The organism is Microcoleus sp. C2D2 (assembly GCF_036702495.1).
Lineage (GTDB): Bacteria > Cyanobacteriota > Cyanobacteriia > Cyanobacteriales > Microcoleaceae > Microcoleus.
The window spans coordinates 22,608-39,106 of the sequence record NZ_JAUBTO010000049.1; the positions used below are offsets into that span (position 1 = coordinate 22,608).

14 protein-coding genes are annotated in these 16,499 nt (G+C 43.1%); 5 read left to right on the forward strand and 9 right to left on the reverse strand.

Features of this window, described 5'->3' with window-relative positions:
- Window positions 1-45 precede the first annotated feature (45 nt).
- Entirely contained in the window at window positions 46-1,260 is a 1,215-nt protein-coding gene (locus QUB61_RS17185; RefSeq protein ID WP_333130502.1) for a transposase, read from the reverse strand.
- 257 nt (window positions 1,261-1,517) lie between these two features.
- On the opposite strand from QUB61_RS17185, the gene QUB61_RS17190 reads away from it, so the two are divergent.
- The 4 genes from QUB61_RS17190 (at window position 1,518) to QUB61_RS17205 (ending at window position 5,178) form a co-directional block, all read left to right on the forward strand.
- Window positions 1,518-1,682, forward strand: a complete 165-nt coding sequence (locus QUB61_RS17190; RefSeq protein ID WP_333130500.1) for a hypothetical protein — start codon at window positions 1,518-1,520, stop codon at window positions 1,680-1,682.
- Window positions 1,683-1,718: 36 nt separating this feature from the next.
- Entirely contained in the window at window positions 1,719-3,395 is a 1,677-nt protein-coding gene (locus tag QUB61_RS17195; protein ID WP_333130498.1) for an AarF/ABC1/UbiB kinase family protein, read from the forward strand.
- Window positions 3,396-3,616: 221 nt separating this feature from the next.
- Window positions 3,617-4,033 (forward strand): hypothetical protein, encoded by a 417-nt coding sequence (locus tag QUB61_RS17200; RefSeq protein WP_445300253.1) that lies wholly within the window; start codon window positions 3,617-3,619, stop codon window positions 4,031-4,033.
- Between the two features lie 194 nt (window positions 4,034-4,227).
- The gene (locus QUB61_RS17205; protein WP_333130496.1) at window positions 4,228-5,178 is read left to right on the forward strand and encodes an NAD-dependent epimerase/dehydratase family protein; all 951 of its coding nucleotides are present in this window, start codon (window positions 4,228-4,230) and stop codon (window positions 5,176-5,178) included.
- A 113-nt stretch (window positions 5,179-5,291) separates the two neighbouring features.
- Here QUB61_RS17205 and QUB61_RS17210 read toward each other — a convergent pair whose 3' ends face one another.
- A complete protein-coding gene (locus QUB61_RS17210) occupies window positions 5,292-7,190 on the reverse strand; it encodes an Npun_R2821/Npun_R2822 family protein (RefSeq protein WP_333130494.1) in 1,899 nt (632 codons plus the stop codon).
- A gap of 58 nt (window positions 7,191-7,248) precedes the next feature.
- On the opposite strand from QUB61_RS17210, the gene QUB61_RS17215 reads away from it, so the two are divergent.
- Window positions 7,249-7,521, forward strand: coding sequence for a hypothetical protein (locus tag QUB61_RS17215; RefSeq protein ID WP_333130492.1), 273 nt, complete (start codon window positions 7,249-7,251; stop codon window positions 7,519-7,521).
- On the opposite strand, the gene QUB61_RS17220 is transcribed toward QUB61_RS17215, so the two are convergent.
- The 7 genes from QUB61_RS17220 to QUB61_RS17250 all read right to left on the reverse strand — a co-directional run bounded on the left by QUB61_RS17220 (window position 7,486) and on the right by QUB61_RS17250 (window position 16,282).
- A complete protein-coding gene (locus tag QUB61_RS17220) occupies window positions 7,486-8,358 on the reverse strand; it encodes an Npun_R2821/Npun_R2822 family protein (protein WP_333130490.1) in 873 nt (290 codons plus the stop codon). The two genes, QUB61_RS17215 and QUB61_RS17220, sit on opposite strands and share 36 nt — an antisense overlap.
- Window positions 8,355-9,323 (reverse strand): Npun_R2821/Npun_R2822 family protein, encoded by a 969-nt coding sequence (locus tag QUB61_RS17225; RefSeq protein ID WP_333130488.1) that lies wholly within the window; start codon window positions 9,321-9,323, stop codon window positions 8,355-8,357. The genes QUB61_RS17220 and QUB61_RS17225 overlap by 4 nt, the downstream gene beginning before the upstream one ends.
- Before the next feature lie 96 nt (window positions 9,324-9,419).
- Window positions 9,420-10,535, reverse strand: coding sequence for a formylglycine-generating enzyme family protein (locus QUB61_RS17230; protein ID WP_333130486.1), 1,116 nt, complete (start codon window positions 10,533-10,535; stop codon window positions 9,420-9,422).
- An 11-nt stretch (window positions 10,536-10,546) separates the two neighbouring features.
- A complete protein-coding gene (locus QUB61_RS17235; RefSeq protein ID WP_333130484.1) occupies window positions 10,547-11,497 on the reverse strand; it encodes a glycosyltransferase family 10 domain-containing protein in 951 nt (316 codons plus the stop codon).
- Between the two features lie 115 nt (window positions 11,498-11,612).
- Entirely contained in the window at window positions 11,613-12,812 is a 1,200-nt protein-coding gene (locus QUB61_RS17240) for a glycosyltransferase family 4 protein (protein ID WP_333130482.1), read from the reverse strand.
- A 222-nt stretch (window positions 12,813-13,034) separates the two neighbouring features.
- Complete coding sequence (locus tag QUB61_RS17245; protein WP_333130480.1) at window positions 13,035-15,038, reverse strand: ABC transporter ATP-binding protein; 2,004 nt, start codon at window positions 15,036-15,038, stop codon at window positions 13,035-13,037.
- Window positions 15,039-15,124: 86 nt separating this feature from the next.
- Window positions 15,125-16,282 carry a glycosyltransferase family 4 protein gene (locus QUB61_RS17250; protein WP_333312610.1) on the reverse strand — a complete coding sequence of 386 codons (1,158 nt, stop codon included), beginning with the start codon at window positions 16,280-16,282 and terminating at the stop codon, window positions 15,125-15,127.
- Window positions 16,283-16,499 lie beyond the last annotated feature (217 nt).

Sequence of the window (16,499 nt, forward strand, 5' to 3'; positions counted from 1 at the left end):
AGGGTTGCAGGGTTGTGAGAATGTGCAGCGTTGACATACCCCAGCCTAAAGGCATGGGGATTCTTTCTTCGCAGGGATTCCGACGAATTTACCCTCAGAAAGCATCTTGACCGTATGCCCTACGGCTGCAAGTCCTCTAATTAGAACTACTTGGGCTGCTGCAACGTCTCTGTCGGTTGTATAGCCGCAATTCGAGCATGAATGAGTACGTTCTGAGAGCTCTTTTTTACCCGTTTCCGTTAGGCAGTTAGGGCAAGTCTGACTTGTCTTGTGGGCGCTTACCTTCTGAAAGTACACGCCATATTTCAAACAAGTTTGCTCTAGGATCGTGAAGAACTGACCCCAGCTTGCGTCTAAGCAATGTTTCCCTAGCATCGCCCTAGACAGCCCAATCAGATTCAGATTCTCAACGAAAATCATCCCCACGTCTTTGCAGATTTGATGAGATAATTTGCGATGCCAATCTTTCCGACAGTTAGCAACGTACTCATGCAGTTTGGCGACTTTCTTCTGAGCTTTACGCCAATTGTTCGAGCCGAGTTTTTTCCGACTGACACTTTGTTGCAGCAATTTAAGCTTGCGTTCTGCATCGACGAAAAACTTTTGACGTTTGACTAAAAGACCGTTAGAAGTTGCTAGGAAATTAGTTAATCCAACATCGAGCCCAATACCTTTACCGTGAGGCATGACAGATGGCACTGACAGGTCCCATTGCAGCGTTAACATCACGTACCAACCGCTAACCCTACGGACTATCCTTGCTTGTTTAATCGTTGCACTATCAGGGATAGGACGTGATTGATGAAACTTAACCAAACCAATTTTAGGGAGCTTCACCGCTTGATTTTGAACGGGGTTAACCCCCAATTGTGGGAATACAAACGATCGCATTGTTCCTGCTTTCTTAAAGCGAGGGAAACCGTGCTTTTGTTCCCACATACTTACAAAAGCTTTTTCAAGTCTTTTCAGTGTCTGTTGTAGAACGTGTACGGCAACGGCAGCCAAAGCGGGTATGTTTGCCCTAGCCGTAGTTAAACTTTTGCACTGGCTGGCATAAGTTGGTCGTTTTGTTTCGGCTCCTATGATGAACTCAGATCGGATAGAGCAAGCGTTAATCTGACAACTACGAGACTTAAACCAGTCTTTACGTTCAGCTAATGCGTAATTATACACGCGACGGCATTGTTCTAGCCAATCCTCAAAGATTGCTGTCTGTCCCGTTGTTGGTTTAAGTTTGAATTCGTAGGTTAAATTAAACATTTGCTCTATCCTCCTACCTGATTATACCACAACCATGAGCGAACGTCGGGACGCTTTTTCAATAAAATAATTAAAGCCGGCCACGCTCAGAAGGGGCTTGCACCCAAATTTCCGGTCAGGGAGAACGGTTAAGTATTTTGACCGATAACTTGTACTTTTATGTACTATATTTAATGAAAAGAAACAAATTTAGGCTAGCAATCCGCCTCGAACGGGTGCATTTTCCGCTCGCCTAAAACTTGGAATGCGATCGGTCAATGATGAAGAAGGAAGAAGGAAGAGGTCGGAGGGAAGAAGTCAAGCCTGAAGAAGGAAAAAGGAAGAATAAAGAATGTTTGAACTTTCGACTTCCCATCCCCGATGCCCGATGCCCGATGCCCGATGCCCGATGCCCGATGGCCGATGCCCAATTCTCAATTTAACCTGTAATTTTCTAAAGATAAGAGGAAAATAAACGAGTGCCTCAGTATCAATTCACTCAGGCTAGACGCTACGATCCACAAGCGATCGCTCAGTATTACCGCAACCGTCCTTGGAAAGCAATTTGGCGCGCAATTACCGTTATTTGGTCTTTTGCGGGCTTCGTGCTGGGGATGCTGTGGGACAGTTGGCAGCACTCCGCCGCAGCACACCAGCCGGAACGGGCCGCCCACCTGCGACAAATACTCACTCGCTTGGGCCCCACTTTCATTAAAGTCGGTCAAGCCCTCTCCACCAGACCGGATTTGATCCGCAAAGACTTTCTCGAAGAATTGATCAAACTTCAGGATCAATTGCCGCCCTTTGACTCCGCGCGAGCTTTCGAGATTATAGAAGCGGAACTCGATCGCAAAATTAGCGCAACTTACAGCGAAATCTCCCCCGAACCTGTCGCCGCGGCAAGTCTCGGTCAAGTCTACCGAGCTCGCCTCCTCACCGGGGAAGCAGTAGCAGTCAAGGTTCAGCGACCGAATCTGCTGCCAGTCTTGAGCCTCGATCTTTATTTAATGCGCTGGGCGGCTGGATGGTTGGGCCCATTGTTGCCACTGAATCTCGGTCACGACCTCTGTTTAATAGTCGATGAATTCGGTATCAAATTGTTCGAGGAAATTGATTATATCAATGAAGGACGGAATGCCGAGAAATTTGCTACAAATTTTGCCGACGACCCGACAGTAAAAGTTCCGAGTATTTACTGGCGTTATACTTCAAAATGCGTTCTGACACTCGAATGGATTGAGGGCATCAAGCTGACAGATATAGAACGTGTTAAAGCCGCAGGTTTGGATACCGATAGTTTAATTGAAGTCGGAGTCCGCAGCGGTTTGCGGCAGTTGCTGGAACACGGATTTTTTCACGCTGACCCCCATCCGGGAAATCTGTTTGCCTTAGCGGACGGCCGCATGGCTTACATTGATTTTGGGATGATGGATCAAATGGAAGAAACAACTAAAGAAACTTTGGTTGATTCTGTCGTTCATTTGATCAACAAAGATTACTTACAGTTAGCCAAGGATTTTGTCAAACTTGGCTTTTTGACTCCAGATACAGATATTATGCCGATCGTCCCGGCGCTGGAATCTGTGCTCGGCGATATCGTCGGCGAAAAGGTGTCAGATTTTAACTTCAAGACGATTACAGACCAGTTTTCGGAGTTGATGTACGATTATCCTTTCCGAGTGCCGGCGAAATTTGCCTTAATTATTCGCTCTCTGGTGACAGAAGAAGGTTTGGCCCTGACCCTGAATCCCGATTTCAAGATAGTCGAGGTGGCGTATCCTTATGTAGCGCGGCGTTTGTTGAACGGAGAATCTCCGGCACTGCGGCGGCGTCTGATTGAGGTATTATTCAAGGATGGCAAATTCCAGTGGAACAGGTTAGAGGACATGATCGCGATCGCTAGGTCCGATCGCAGTTTCGACTTGCTCCCCACCGCCCAACTAGGCTTGCAATTTTTGCTGTCAGAGGAAGGGTCGTTTTTGAGACGCCAGCTAATCTTAGCTTTGATTGAGGACGATCGACTTCACACCGAAGAAGTTCGCAGCCTGTGGAACTTAGTCAAGGAAGACTTGCAACCAGGTCGCCTGTTCAACGTTGCTCTAGGCGCTTTGGCTGAGTTTTCCACAGCAGGAGCAGCCACGCTAACTCGATTTTAATTTTTGTCATCAGTCATTAGTCATCAGTCATCAGTCATTAGTCATTAGTCATTAGTCATTAGTTAGTAGTTAGGAGTCAGAAGGAAAGAATTTTCGCCTCTGCTTTCTGAAATCCGCGTATCCGGCACTTCCCTGTGGTAAAGAAAGGTAATTGGTAATTAGTAACTGTCTTTTGACTGATGACTAATGACTAATGATTAATGACTAATGACTAATGACTAATGATTTCCCAACTTCCAATTACCCAAATTAAGGAATTATTCGTGTATTATTTTCCAGAGCCTCCCTATTTTTTAATGTCGGCGGGATTACTAGCAGGTATGGCCTCCGGCGTAGCATTTGAAGCAACTCTCAAACAAGCCGTACAACAGTGGTCTAAAAATCGTTCTACTCGCACCTTGGCTAACCTGCCAAGGCTGCAATTGGTCATACCTTTTCTGGGAATGGCCGGAGGAATTTGTGTATTTTTAGCTTCGGGGATGGAGATTTTTGGCTTCCCAAAACTACTTTGTTATGCGCTAGCTTTGCCGCTGACGCTACTCACAGGTTGGCTAGTTTGGACTCAGTTGGGCAAGCTTTTGATCGAGCTAGAACGCGGAGGTTCCCAAGCGCTGGATCTGGATTCTTTTGAACAATGAAAGTTAACTGTCAACCCTCTTTTCTGAGCAGGAATGGGGTTGATAGTTCTAGATGATTATCCTATTTGACGCTTTTTGAACCGCAGAGAACGCAGAGAACGCAGAGGGAAAGAAAAAAGAGGCTCATAACTTATGCAGTAATTTTTGTGGCAGTAGTTTCTGTATAAAATCTAAAATTTAAAATCTAAAATCGAATGGGTATTTTTATTGTTACGGGTGCAGCAGGATTTATCGGCTCTAATCTAGTAGAAACTCTTTTAAAGAGAGGGGACACGGTGATAGGTGTTGACGAGTTCAACGATTACTACGATCCGGCATTGAAGCGAAAAAACACTGCACATTTAGAAAAATATCCCGGTTTTGAATTGATTGAGGGAGATATTTTATCTCTGAATTGGCGAGGTCTTTTATCCGATGCAGAGGGAATTTTTCACCAGGCGGCGCAAGCGGGAGTCCGCGCAAGCTGGGGCGACGGTTTCCGCAGTTATACGGAACGCAATATTAACGCTACCCAAGTATTGTTAGAAGCGGCAAAAGATGCGCCCAATTTACAAAGGTTTGTGTATGCCTCATCGTCTTCAATTTACGGAAATGCTGAAGCTTTCCCCACGAATGAAAACGCTTGTCCGCAGCCAGTTTCTCCCTACGGAATTACGAAGTTAGCCGGTGAACGTTTGTGCGGACTTTATTACAAAAATTTTGGCGTTCCGACTACTTCCCTGCGCTATTTTACTGTTTACGGGCCGAGACAGCGCCCCGATATGGCTTTTCACAAGTTTTTTAAGTCGATTTTGTTTGACGAGGCGATTTCAATTTTCGGCGACGGATTGCAAACGCGGGATTTTACGTTTATCAGCGATTGCGTTGCTGCGAATTTAGCGGCGGCTGAGGTTCCGGAAGCTGCGGGGGAAGTTTTTAATATTGGTGGGGGAAGTCGGGTAGTTTTGAGAGAAGTTATTGATACAATACAGAGGATAGTCGATCGACCTATTCGGATAGATTTTACCCAAGCTGCGAGGGGAGACGCGCGGCACACTAGCGCGGATGTGTCTAAAGCCCAGAAAATCTTAGGTTATCAGCCGCAGGTTGCTTTAGAAGAAGGTTTAAGGCGCGAATGGGAGTGGATTAAGTCTTTGTATAGTTAGATGCTATTTATCCCAGAAATTCCGCCACTTAAATTGAACATTGTTAACTTTTTGAAGTACCCAACTTTTGATATTTATCTGCCAGCGAAATACGGCGCTCCTACCATTATTTTTTAGAAAAAATCGCAGTTTTTGTGATTAGTAATGGCTTCGATAATTTTATTCAAAACTTTTTTAGAATCCGTCATTGTACTCAGCCAATAACTGCCTGAATGTTGCCGGTGATAATAACTTAAATTACTCACAGCATACAAGCTGCCGCCACTTTTTAACCACAAATAATTGAAAGCGGCGACATCGGAAGCTTGCACGCAAATATCTTGATTATCCTTGGCACAATCCAGGTATTTCTGTACATTGACGAAGTAGTTGCCGTCATTAATAAAATTGCGAAATAATTTAGGATGGGGATTATTTAGAATTAATTCTCGTGCTTTTTCAAAATTAATTTCTGTGTCAGAAAATAATTTAAAATTAAAGTAGGGATTGGCGGATGTCGGACAGTAAATTAGCTTGGGATTCCATGCACTTATGTGGTAAAGTCTATCGACATAAGTTTCGCTCAAGGCATTGTCAGAGTCAAGAATAATTGCCCACTCATTTTTGCAGTGGGAAATAGCCAAAATTTTGCTTTTATACGCACCAAAATTTTGCTCACCTCTGCGGATAGAAATTTTAGGTGACAAGTTTGCTATATTTGCTTGCATCCTAGAAAACTCTTCGGGGGAGGAAGCATCATCGTAAATAATAATATCATCAATCCGATCGTCATACAAAGCATTGCACAATGCACCTACAACCAAACTAGAACGGTTAAAGTGGGTAATAGCTAGAGATATTTTACTTCTGTTAGCGACCGACGGACGCCGAATTGAAATTAAGCGAACGCCGAGAAGGCTTGTCCGCAAGTCCATCATAATTTTGTAATACTGTTGGTAAACTTTATTTTCGAGTTGTAAACTGCGAATTTTTCGGCCAGCTTTTCGCAAAATATTCATTTCTGTATTTGCCAATCTATACCTAAAGTTGATATTTTTTTGCCTGACAAAGGTTTTGGCATTTCTGTATCCGCGCACTAGCCAACTTGGGGATTTGAGTTGGGGGCATTTTTCCGGCGACTTCAAATAACGGTAATGCAGAAATACATTTCGGTAGGGAATCTCCACATCTTCACCAGCACACAATTGATTAATTTTGGCAGCCGAAATACTCATGTAGTGCAAGTAAGTCAGCCGCCGCCCTTTATCGTATAGAACATAATCTATCACATCAAATTGAGAAGACCAATGATTTCCCGTTACCTCTGCCGGTTGATGATAAGCAAAGTTATAAAAAGAGATGCCGCTGCGGGCGACTAAATAGTTAAATAAAGGTTGGTCAGTTCCCCGTAAAGACAAAATTTCTGCTTCTCCTGAAATCAATTTTTCTAAAAGCTGGTTAGAGTTATTTCGATTTAAAATACCTTTTTTTGCAGCAAACCAACCCGCACAAAAAATATGAGAGTGCAGTTTGCCAAGATTGAAAATTTCGGCGAGTTTTGGGGATGATAAATCAAATACATAATTGAGGTCTGATTTGTATTGAAAATCGTTTGCTACCCAATCAAATTCATCAAGTTTTTGATAGATGTAATCTAGAGAACCCATTAACAAAGTGTCGCAGTCAAAATAGACAAATTTGTCAAAATGGCCGTCAAGACAGCAAAATTTTCGGTGCATTCCCAAACAGTGAACTTGTTGCCAACCTTTAGCTTGCCAAACTTTTTGAGCCTTGCGGTGAGATGTCCAAGCTTGAGTCGCAAAGTCTTCCCAAAAATCGATGGAGTCGCTATTTTCAAAGAGGGTGACATTATGGCGAATTGCAATTTCTACTCGTACTTTTTCCATTCTGTCATCATAGGGAATGATGCAAACTGGAATATCTTTTGCCCCATTTACTTCGAGACTGTTCAATAAAGCGACTAAGTGGTCGAAAACAACATCGTTTGCTAGTATATAAATGCCATCAGCCATAGTTTTTTAGTTAATAAGTAACCCAGCGCATATATATTGCTTTTTAGGTGCGGGCAAGATGCCCACACCACAAGAAATAAAATTTATTGATTGTGGAACAGGCATCTTGCCTGTTATTCAAAGCTTGTTTGGTGTCAAAAACACAACAAGATTTATGAATTGTGGAACAGGCATCTTGCCTGTTATTCAAAGCTTGTTTGGTGTCAAAAACACAACAAAATTTATGAATTGTGGAACAGGCATCTTGCCTGTTCTTCAAAGCTTGTTGATAATGATACAACATATGATTTTATCCTCACCTACTGAAAGCCCGAAATATTTTTGGCAATAAATTTGGTTTTTCCTCATTGAGATAACGATAATGTTTCCAAAGTTTCCAATAAGGACTACCAGATTTAATTGGTATTCCAGCCCAGTGAATATATTTTAACCTTTTGCCTTTGTCATAAAGAACATAATCTATTTCTTGAAAATGCTTGGAACCAGCCCAGCTTCCAGGTTCGGTTGCTGAATCTTTAACAAGATTGCAGCGCTTGGGAATCAGCTTAAGAATGATATAATTTAGTATAGGTTGGTCGGTGACATTTTGAGTAAAGTCAAAATATTCTCGATGCTGCGAACATTCTCGCAAAATTTCATACATTTGCGATTCTGTAATAGTTCCTTTTCGGGAGGCCCAAAAACCGCTGTTGAATACATCTTGAAGCTGTGAGTCGGTAAAGATATTCTGTTCTTTTACAGCGGGTGAAAATACATTTCGCAGTTTTTCGCTGAGGTGGTGGTAGTCGCAGCAAAAAAAGTCTACTTCTGATAGTTTGTTTAAGTTGTCTGCGAGGTCTTCAAAGACGATGATATCGGTATCGATGTACAGAAATTCGTCAAGGGGGCCAAACCAGGCGGCGAGTTTTCGCATTTTGTTGGGGAGGGCTAAAAAGTTGCGATCGAACGTTTGGCCAATTTCTCTGGTAAACTGTTCCACAAACTCCAGATTTGGGAACAATCGCACCCCGTGGAGACTGCTGAGTGCGGCTGCCACTTGCTGATAATTGTCGTCGAAGGGAATCAGAAAAATTGGTACTTGACAATTGTACAGACGTATGCTGTTTAAAAGGGCGATCGCACTTTCGAGCACTTTATCATTCGCAACAATATAAATACCGCGACTCATACATTTATCCTCAACCTTCTCAATACCCTGGTTAACAAATTCGGCCCAGAAACCTCAGTATAAGACTTTGGCGGTTCCCGAAAAACCGGCCGCTTTTCCGGTTCGCGGAGATAGCGGTAATGCAGGAACAAATCGCGATAGGGAAACTCAATATTTTCGCCGAGGCACAATGCTTTAGTAATACTTGGAGGAATGCCAATATAATGAATATAGGTAAGTCTATTACCCTTATCGTAGAGAATTTTATCTCGTTCTTCAAAATGTTTTGAAGTCACCGATGACCCGGTTTTTTCGCTATCTGGCAAATGATAAGCAAAATTATAAATCGGAATCCCAGACCGCATAAACATATAGTTTAAAACAGGTTGATCGCCGGTTTTGTAAAGAATTTCCGATTCTCCTTCCTTGAGCTTAGACAATAACCACTCTATTTTTTCCTGGTCAAACAAACCTCGCTTTGAACCGTAAAATCCCGAACAAAATATTTCTGATTTAAGTTGCTGCTGTTCAAAAACATTAAAGAGTTTTTCTGATTGAATATTATAAACTTTATCTGGATGATAAAATTGAAAATCGTAGACGACACAATCATAATCATTCAACTTTTGAAAAACCCCGTCTAGTGAATTCATTAATAATGTATCAGCATCCATATAGACAAAATAATCAAAGGGGTTGTCAAAGGCACAAAAACGCCGATGTCCACCATAAATTCTGTACTTACGGTTTATACTTTGAGGACTTGCTGCTTGCATGAATTTGTCCCATCGCTGAATCGAGGCGCTATCTTCATAAATAAACACGTTGGGACGGTTAACAATTGCAGCTTTGATTTGCTGTATTTGCTCGTCGAAAGGATAAATACAGACAGGAGTATTTGAGCCTAAGATAACTTCAATACTGTTGAGCAAGGCAATTAATTGGTCGCAAACTGTATCGTTGGCTAGCGTGCAAATTCCATTCATATCTATAGTCTCGCGAAGGCGGACTTTGTTTGTGTAGCTGCGGTTTCCACCGCCGAATCATTTAGTAAAATGGTAGAGAACGGCGATCGGGAAAAACTAATACGAGGGAGAAACCGACGAGATCGCTACACGAAAACCGATTTTCCCGGGGCAGTTGCCCTCCGAATAACAGTTGCGACTGGCACTGCGGCAAAGAACCGCATTGTAGTACCAGGCACCGCCACGCTGCACTCGGCCCTTACCTGTGCCAGTTTCCCAGGAACTTCCGTCAGTTGGTGCGCCGTTATAGTTTGGGTGCCACCTATCGCTGCACCACTCGAAAACATTGCCGTGCATATCATACAATCCAAAGGCATTGGGAGGAAAAATCCCGACATCTGTTGTTTTTGGACGCCGAACTCCTGTCGGGCCGTTTGCGTAGGGCAACCTTCCGTCATAGTTGGCTAATTCCGGGGTAATAGTTTCCCCAAAATAAAATGGAGTTGTTGTACCAGCGCGACAGGCGTATTCCCATTCTGCCTCACTCAGGAGACGATATTTTTTCCCGGTTGTTTGCGATAGTTTGTCACAGAATTCGATGGCATCTTGCCACGATACTTGTTCTACAGGACGTTTTTCACCTTTTAACTTCGATGGGTTGTTTCCCATTACTGCTTGCCACTGTGCTTGGGTGACGGGATATTTGCCTGCAAAAAAAGCGGGTATTGTTACTTGATGCTGCGGACTTTCATTATCACGGTATCTACCTTCTTCTGTTTCTGGCGAACCCATCATAAAAGTGCCACCGGGAATATAAACCATTTCCAACATAACTCCGTTTCCTAATTCTTCTGAGAAGAAGCGAGCAGAATGACGGCGGCGACTGTTTTCTTTTCCTTCAACATCAACCGTTATCACATCAAATTCAAAAATAGGCAATAATTTGTGTAACTGCTCTTTTATATTTAGTTCATCTCTATCCTTCAACAGCGAATAGGCTGCAAACTTCACCGCCATTGATTCATCTTGCAGTACCCCAATTATTAAATCTAAACCTGCGTCTCCATATTTCAGCGCTTCAGACAGTGCAGCAATTTTTACCTCAAGAATCGGTGAAGCCAAACGACTCTTAACACCAGGAATCCCGCCTAAAACAGCCGCAGCGAATGGCACTTGAGATTCACCGCCCTTGACGGCATCGTATTCTCTGGGTTGATTTGGGTTTTCTGTCATTGCGCTATTTCCTAAGATACAAAGTTAGACAGCCAATTGAGCAAGTTTAATTCATGGAGAATGATTTGTCTGGCTTCGGCAATTTTCTCCCTCGCTTCATGCCAATAATCCGCAGTAGCCACAACCTCTTTAATAAATTCTACTCCTTTCTCATCCAGACTGGGCAGCCGCAGAAAACTCCCCGCCGGCAACAACTTATCGGCCGCCGAACCGCCGTAATAAATTGGCAAACACCAAGCTAACAAAGCATCCCAAAGCTTCTCGCTGACATACCAATCGTTTTCGGCATAATTTTCAATAGCTAAGTTGTAATAGTATGGTGCCACGGCGTGCCATTTATTGTTTACAGTGCCGTTACCGCGCGCCCAAGTTGGCAAGTTTCGCCCGTAAAGGTCAAAATCCAATTCTTGCGATCGCAGCAATTTGATAAAGTCTAATCTGTGGCGGTGATTGGCGGTGCGGCTAACACCTGAAGTAATCCAAGAACAGGATTTAGTTTTCGGCGGCCCAGGCATTTCATCGAGTTCTCTAAACGAGTTAGAGTGATACCAAATCGCGGGCATATAATCTGGTTTGGGTGCGAAATCGTCGGGTCCGGAAACGTAACCGCAATAAAGTTTGGCTTGTTCGTAGTTGGCTTTGGTAATTTCAATAACTTCTGGTAATGGTGGCTCCCGGAGCAGGTAAATTATGCGTTCCTTGGGGACACCGCGCAATTTTTCTTGAATGTCGTTTTCTTGGTTTTGATGCCTGTAGCGACGTATTGTATCGAGCCACGATTGCTTTTTAGGCGGTTGGGGAAAGTCGAATTGATACATGAGTAAAAAGTCTGGTTCTGGGTGGTTGGCGAGCATTTGAATGTTTCCCCATTTGCCGAAGTTTTGGGGGGTTTGTTGCCACAGCCAGTCGCTTTGGTTCATGCCTGGGTAGGTGGTGATTGTGCCGATGATTTTTGGGTTCATATCTAATAAATCTGGTTTTTGCGTGTGGGCGGGGCGGGTTTATGAGATTATTAATTTTAGGCGATGATTGTTGGTAAAACCCGCCCCTACGGATTTTCAAATTATCGGATGAGGATTAATGAATGATTTGCGATCGCACGCCTTCATCTACATAACCCATAATTTTCTGTATCCTATTTTCCCAGGAAAATTGCTTGACAAAATTCAAGGTTTCTGCATAACCTTCGCTTTTCCTGGGATATTTGGTTAAACAATCTCGAATGCTTTGCGCGAAATGCTGCGGGTTATCCGGTTCGCACCAAGTTGCTGCTATATTTCCCGATTTAAATTCCATTAAAGATGCAATCTCCGTCGCTACAATCGGAGTTCCCGATGCCATGTAATCAAAGAATTTTAAAGGAGATGTGAACGTCGCGGCCTCTGTCAAACAGTGCGGGTGAGTCAAAACATCGGCTGCTTGCAGCAAGCTAGCCAGTTGATTTTGAGGCAGGTAGCCGAGAAATTTAATGTTGTTAACTTGCTTGGATTTGGCTAACTGCTGGTAGGCTGTTACTTGGGATGAATCACCGCCGGCGATCGCAAATTGAACTCGCGGCAACTCCCGGGCCACATCCACTAGCATATCGACACCTTTAAACGGGTAAAGTCCGCCTGCATAAACTGCTAAATGCTGTCTGTCATCTTCTAATAATTGCTGTCGCCAATTCTGGGCAGCTTCTGTTTGTCTCGCAAGAAACAAATGGTTAAAACCGTTGTGCAGCGTAATTACTTTTTCCGGCAGCATCCCATTCAAAATCATGCTGTCTCGCACTGTATCGGCAACAGTTACGGAAATCTGAAACAGAGGATTGCGGACAATTTCTGATTCAAATTGCTTGTTTTCATGGTGGTGCTGTTCGTAGATAGCGGGAATTCCGTTTTTAACTGCTGCTTTGACAAAGTTCCAGTCCCGGCTATGGACAATTTGAGTCGATTTAAGCAGGTGAATCGGTAAATAGTATTTTGATACTATGGTACTCGCACTCGTCCACTTGTTATCCCAAAGGTCTATCGGCCAAGGCATCGGCAAATCTGCTACTTTTAATTTTTCCTGAATATTGTAAATTTTGGCAAGTTTGTCATCGGGTTTCCTCGGTTGAAAAGGAAAAAGCAAATCAACCGGATTCAAAGCACTCCAGCCTTTGCGGAGGTATACCAAAACTGCTGGATAACCGAGATTTGCTGCGGCATTGGCAGAGTGCGCAACTTGAACTAAACTCGCTACATTGGGTTGCGGCAAAATATTTCTGGTAAAAAATACATAATATTTAGACATCGTAATTGGTAATTGGTAATTGGTAATGGGAGGCAGAGCCTGGAAGGCTGAATCAACCGGACATGATATGACTTATGACTCCTTCCTCCTAACTTCTTTGTTCCTTCTTCCTTCTTCCTTCTTCCTTCTTCCTGACATCCGTTACATCCGTTACATCCGTTACATCCGTTACATCCCGTACATTGCTCGTTGCCGAACTTCCTTCTTCCTTCTTCCTTCTGACTACTTTTTAACAGCCTGACGCTTAATAATATATTCTATAGATTCTAAAGTCTTGACAATATTAGCAGCAGATTCATATGATTTACTGATTAACTCGTCTCTTTCTTCAGAAGGGTCTCCCATTTCATCTACTAGCACTGTGAGGAAATTTATCATGAAATTCAGGCTAGTGCGAATTTCGTAAGAACCTCTAATTAGAGCTTCATCGCGAGCGGTGTCTTCGGCAAATTGCACTGAATACAATTTAGTGTACTCACCTCCTTTTGCTAGCAATTCTTTGTGGGAACCCATTTCTACTACTTGTCCTTCCTTGATCACGGCGATTTTGTTGGCTTTTTGGACTGTGGAGAGGCGATGGGCGATGACCAAGGTTGTGCGATCGCAGCTCAATTTCTCGATCGCCGCTTGCACGTATTTTTCCGAAACCGTATCCAGCGAACTGGTTGCTTCATCTAAAATTAAGATTTCCGGGTTTTGCAGCAAAGCTCTAGCAATTGAAATTCTCTGACGCTGCCCTCCCGATAATATCTTGCCCCGATCGCCAATTTGAGTATCCCACCTGTCCGGCAACCGTTTGATAAACTCGTAAGCATTCGCTCCCTTCGCCGCTTCCACAATTTCTTCCTCAGTCGCTAGGGGCTTAGCGTAAGCAATATTTTCGCGCACTGAAGCATTAAACAAAAACGTATCTTGGCTAACAATACCCATCGCTCTTCTCAGACTTTTCAGCTCAAATTTGCGCAAATCCGTACCATCGATCGAGATCTGACCTTCAGTAGGATCGTAAAATCTCGGCAGTAAATCTGCCAAAGTTGACTTGCCAGAACCCGAAGCTCCTACCAAAGCCAAAGTAGTGCCGCGAGGTAGAAATAAATCAACTTCTTTAAGAAAAAATTTTTCGTTGTTAGGATAACTAAAAGATATTTTATTAAAATGAATTCCCGATTGCAAAGGAGTGTACGGCACAGAACCGTTCCGCATAAAGGGCTTCTTCTTGCGCCTCAAAAATTTATTAACCACCTCTACACTAGCCGATGTACTAGCAAATTGACTGCGCCCGCTATTCAACTGAGAAATTAAAGGAATTAACCTAATAAGTACCAATAAATAGGTTAATAAAATTGTAGATATAGACTCTATCTCATTTGCAAATATTGTGCGACCTATAAATATAATCAAAATTATAACTATTAAATTAACAACTTCGTTAATTGGGCCGATCGCCGCATAATTTACCTGAGCATGAAAATCCGCTTCTTCTCGCTTTTGAATTAAATGCTTGAGCCGTTGATACTCTCTTTTCTCGTTCCCCGTTGACTTGACCAGCCGAATCCCAGTAAGGGTTTCCAGCACCCTAACCGAATAATCTTTCGACATTGCAGAAAGCTGGGAGCCAAAATGCTTGGAACGGTTAATAATATATTGATTTGCCCAAGCAACTAACGCCAGCAAAACTGTAGCTGTCACCGTCAGTTTCCACGAGATAGAAAGCAGCAGACCCACAAACACAAAAACAGTCATTGAGGTAGTAAACATTGCGATCGCCGTGCTGACTGCACTAGCAGTCCGACCAATCTCTCCGCCCAATATATTAATTAAGTCCCCGACTTTAGTTTGAGAGTAAAACTCTAAATCTACTTTTAACAACAACCGCACACCTGCTTCTCGCAAATCCGAAGTCAGAGAGCGCGTCAGAGAAGTAGCTACTAAAGTATTGATATAACTGGTAACATTTTTCAAAAAAATTGCCAGCACAATCGTTCCTGTCATCAACATTAAACGCTGATTTTCGGGCATTCCCTCAAAGGGATGCATCAAAGTTTTAATTAGAGGTGGAGCGCCGCGCAGCTCGATAGCTTCCTCTAAAAAACTTAAAAGCACTGGTACAATTAGAGTAGTGCTGATACCGTTAAATAAAGCCCCAGAAAAGCCCAGCATCACAGTTAAGATAATTCTGCCGGGATATCGTCTGGCATATTTTAGGAGTAGCTTATTGGCAGACATACAGCATTCCCAGCTAAACAATACGACATATCAAAATATTCTTTAATGACAGCCAGTTTTTCTTCCTCCATTGAGTCGATTGAAAATTACCTTGACATACCTGCAATTATATCTGAGAGGAGTGGTGCCATTGCTTGAATGCTATATTTTTTCACACATCTTTCCCGAGCTTTCATTCCTTGCAAATTCGCGGCAGTCAAATTTTGAAATATCCATTGAATTTTTTGTGAAATTTGAGCGGGAGAACTCGGATCGACTAAATAACCAGTTCCCCCTAAAATTGCTGGAATATCCCCCACTCGCGTAGACAAAACAGGCTTAGCCATTGCCATACCATCTGTCAGCTTGAGCGGAAACTGAGCCACGGCTGTGAGAGTTTCTCGCTGAGGAACAACTACAACGTGAGCGGCCGCTACAACCGACGGCATCATCTCGACTGGAAATCTTGGCAGTTTAACAATCCAACGCCCCCATTGTTTCACAAGTTTATCATCATAATCATCATAAGGGCTTCCGCCAACGATCGCTAATTTTAAATCGGGTTCATTTAACTGTTCGAGGGCCATCAAAACATCCTCAACACCTTTGTGAGGTCGCGGCGCACCGGGAAACATTAAGATTCTATAGCCGGACAAGCCGTAACGCTGTCTGCTCAATTCAGGATTGTATTTAGCAGGGTCAAACATTGCAGTATCCTTGCCATTAGGCATATATACACCACCAAAACGCTGTTTTAAAAACTCAGTATCAACGGTGACTGCATCAGCACGGTGGATTAGACTTTCCATCCACTTGAGATAGAGGGGATGATCTGGTTCTCTCAATTGACCGTTGTGTTTAAAAATATCTCGATAAAGTTGTTTGAAAGAGGGACGGTATTGCCATTCATCTCCACCGTACCAGCTCAGTTCCCAGTCGTCTATATCTAAAATTATAGAGTGGCGACTCGCCAGTTTTTTTAGCAGCGATAAACCCAAGCTTGTAGGTTTCGGTTTGACTGCATAAATAATATCCCCATCTATTTTTTTCCAAAGTTTTTGAGCATCCATCAAAAACCCCGGATAATTTTGAGCTGGTATCGCACATACCGGGATGTCTCTGGGAGGAATAGCATACAAGTCCTTGCCAAACTGGAATCCAACAACTTCTACATCACATTTAAGCTCGATCAGGACTTGAGCTAAGAGAAAAGCACGAATTGCACCTCCTCCTGACAAATCGCTCACTACTAATGAAACTTTCACTGAGGATTTTGTTGAAAACATTTGTTTGATTTTTCTGCTTAACCGAGCTTTTGTGAAGGCGAGCAGGAGTTGCGCCTGAGCAAAGAAACGGGGTTTTTAACCAGGGGAAAGGTCAGCAACGAAGTATTTTGGTAAAAACCAACCAGTGATGCACCCAGGACTGTTATTCAAGCCAGCAATACTTATGATAGGTAAATTTTTGGAGATGTTGAGGCTA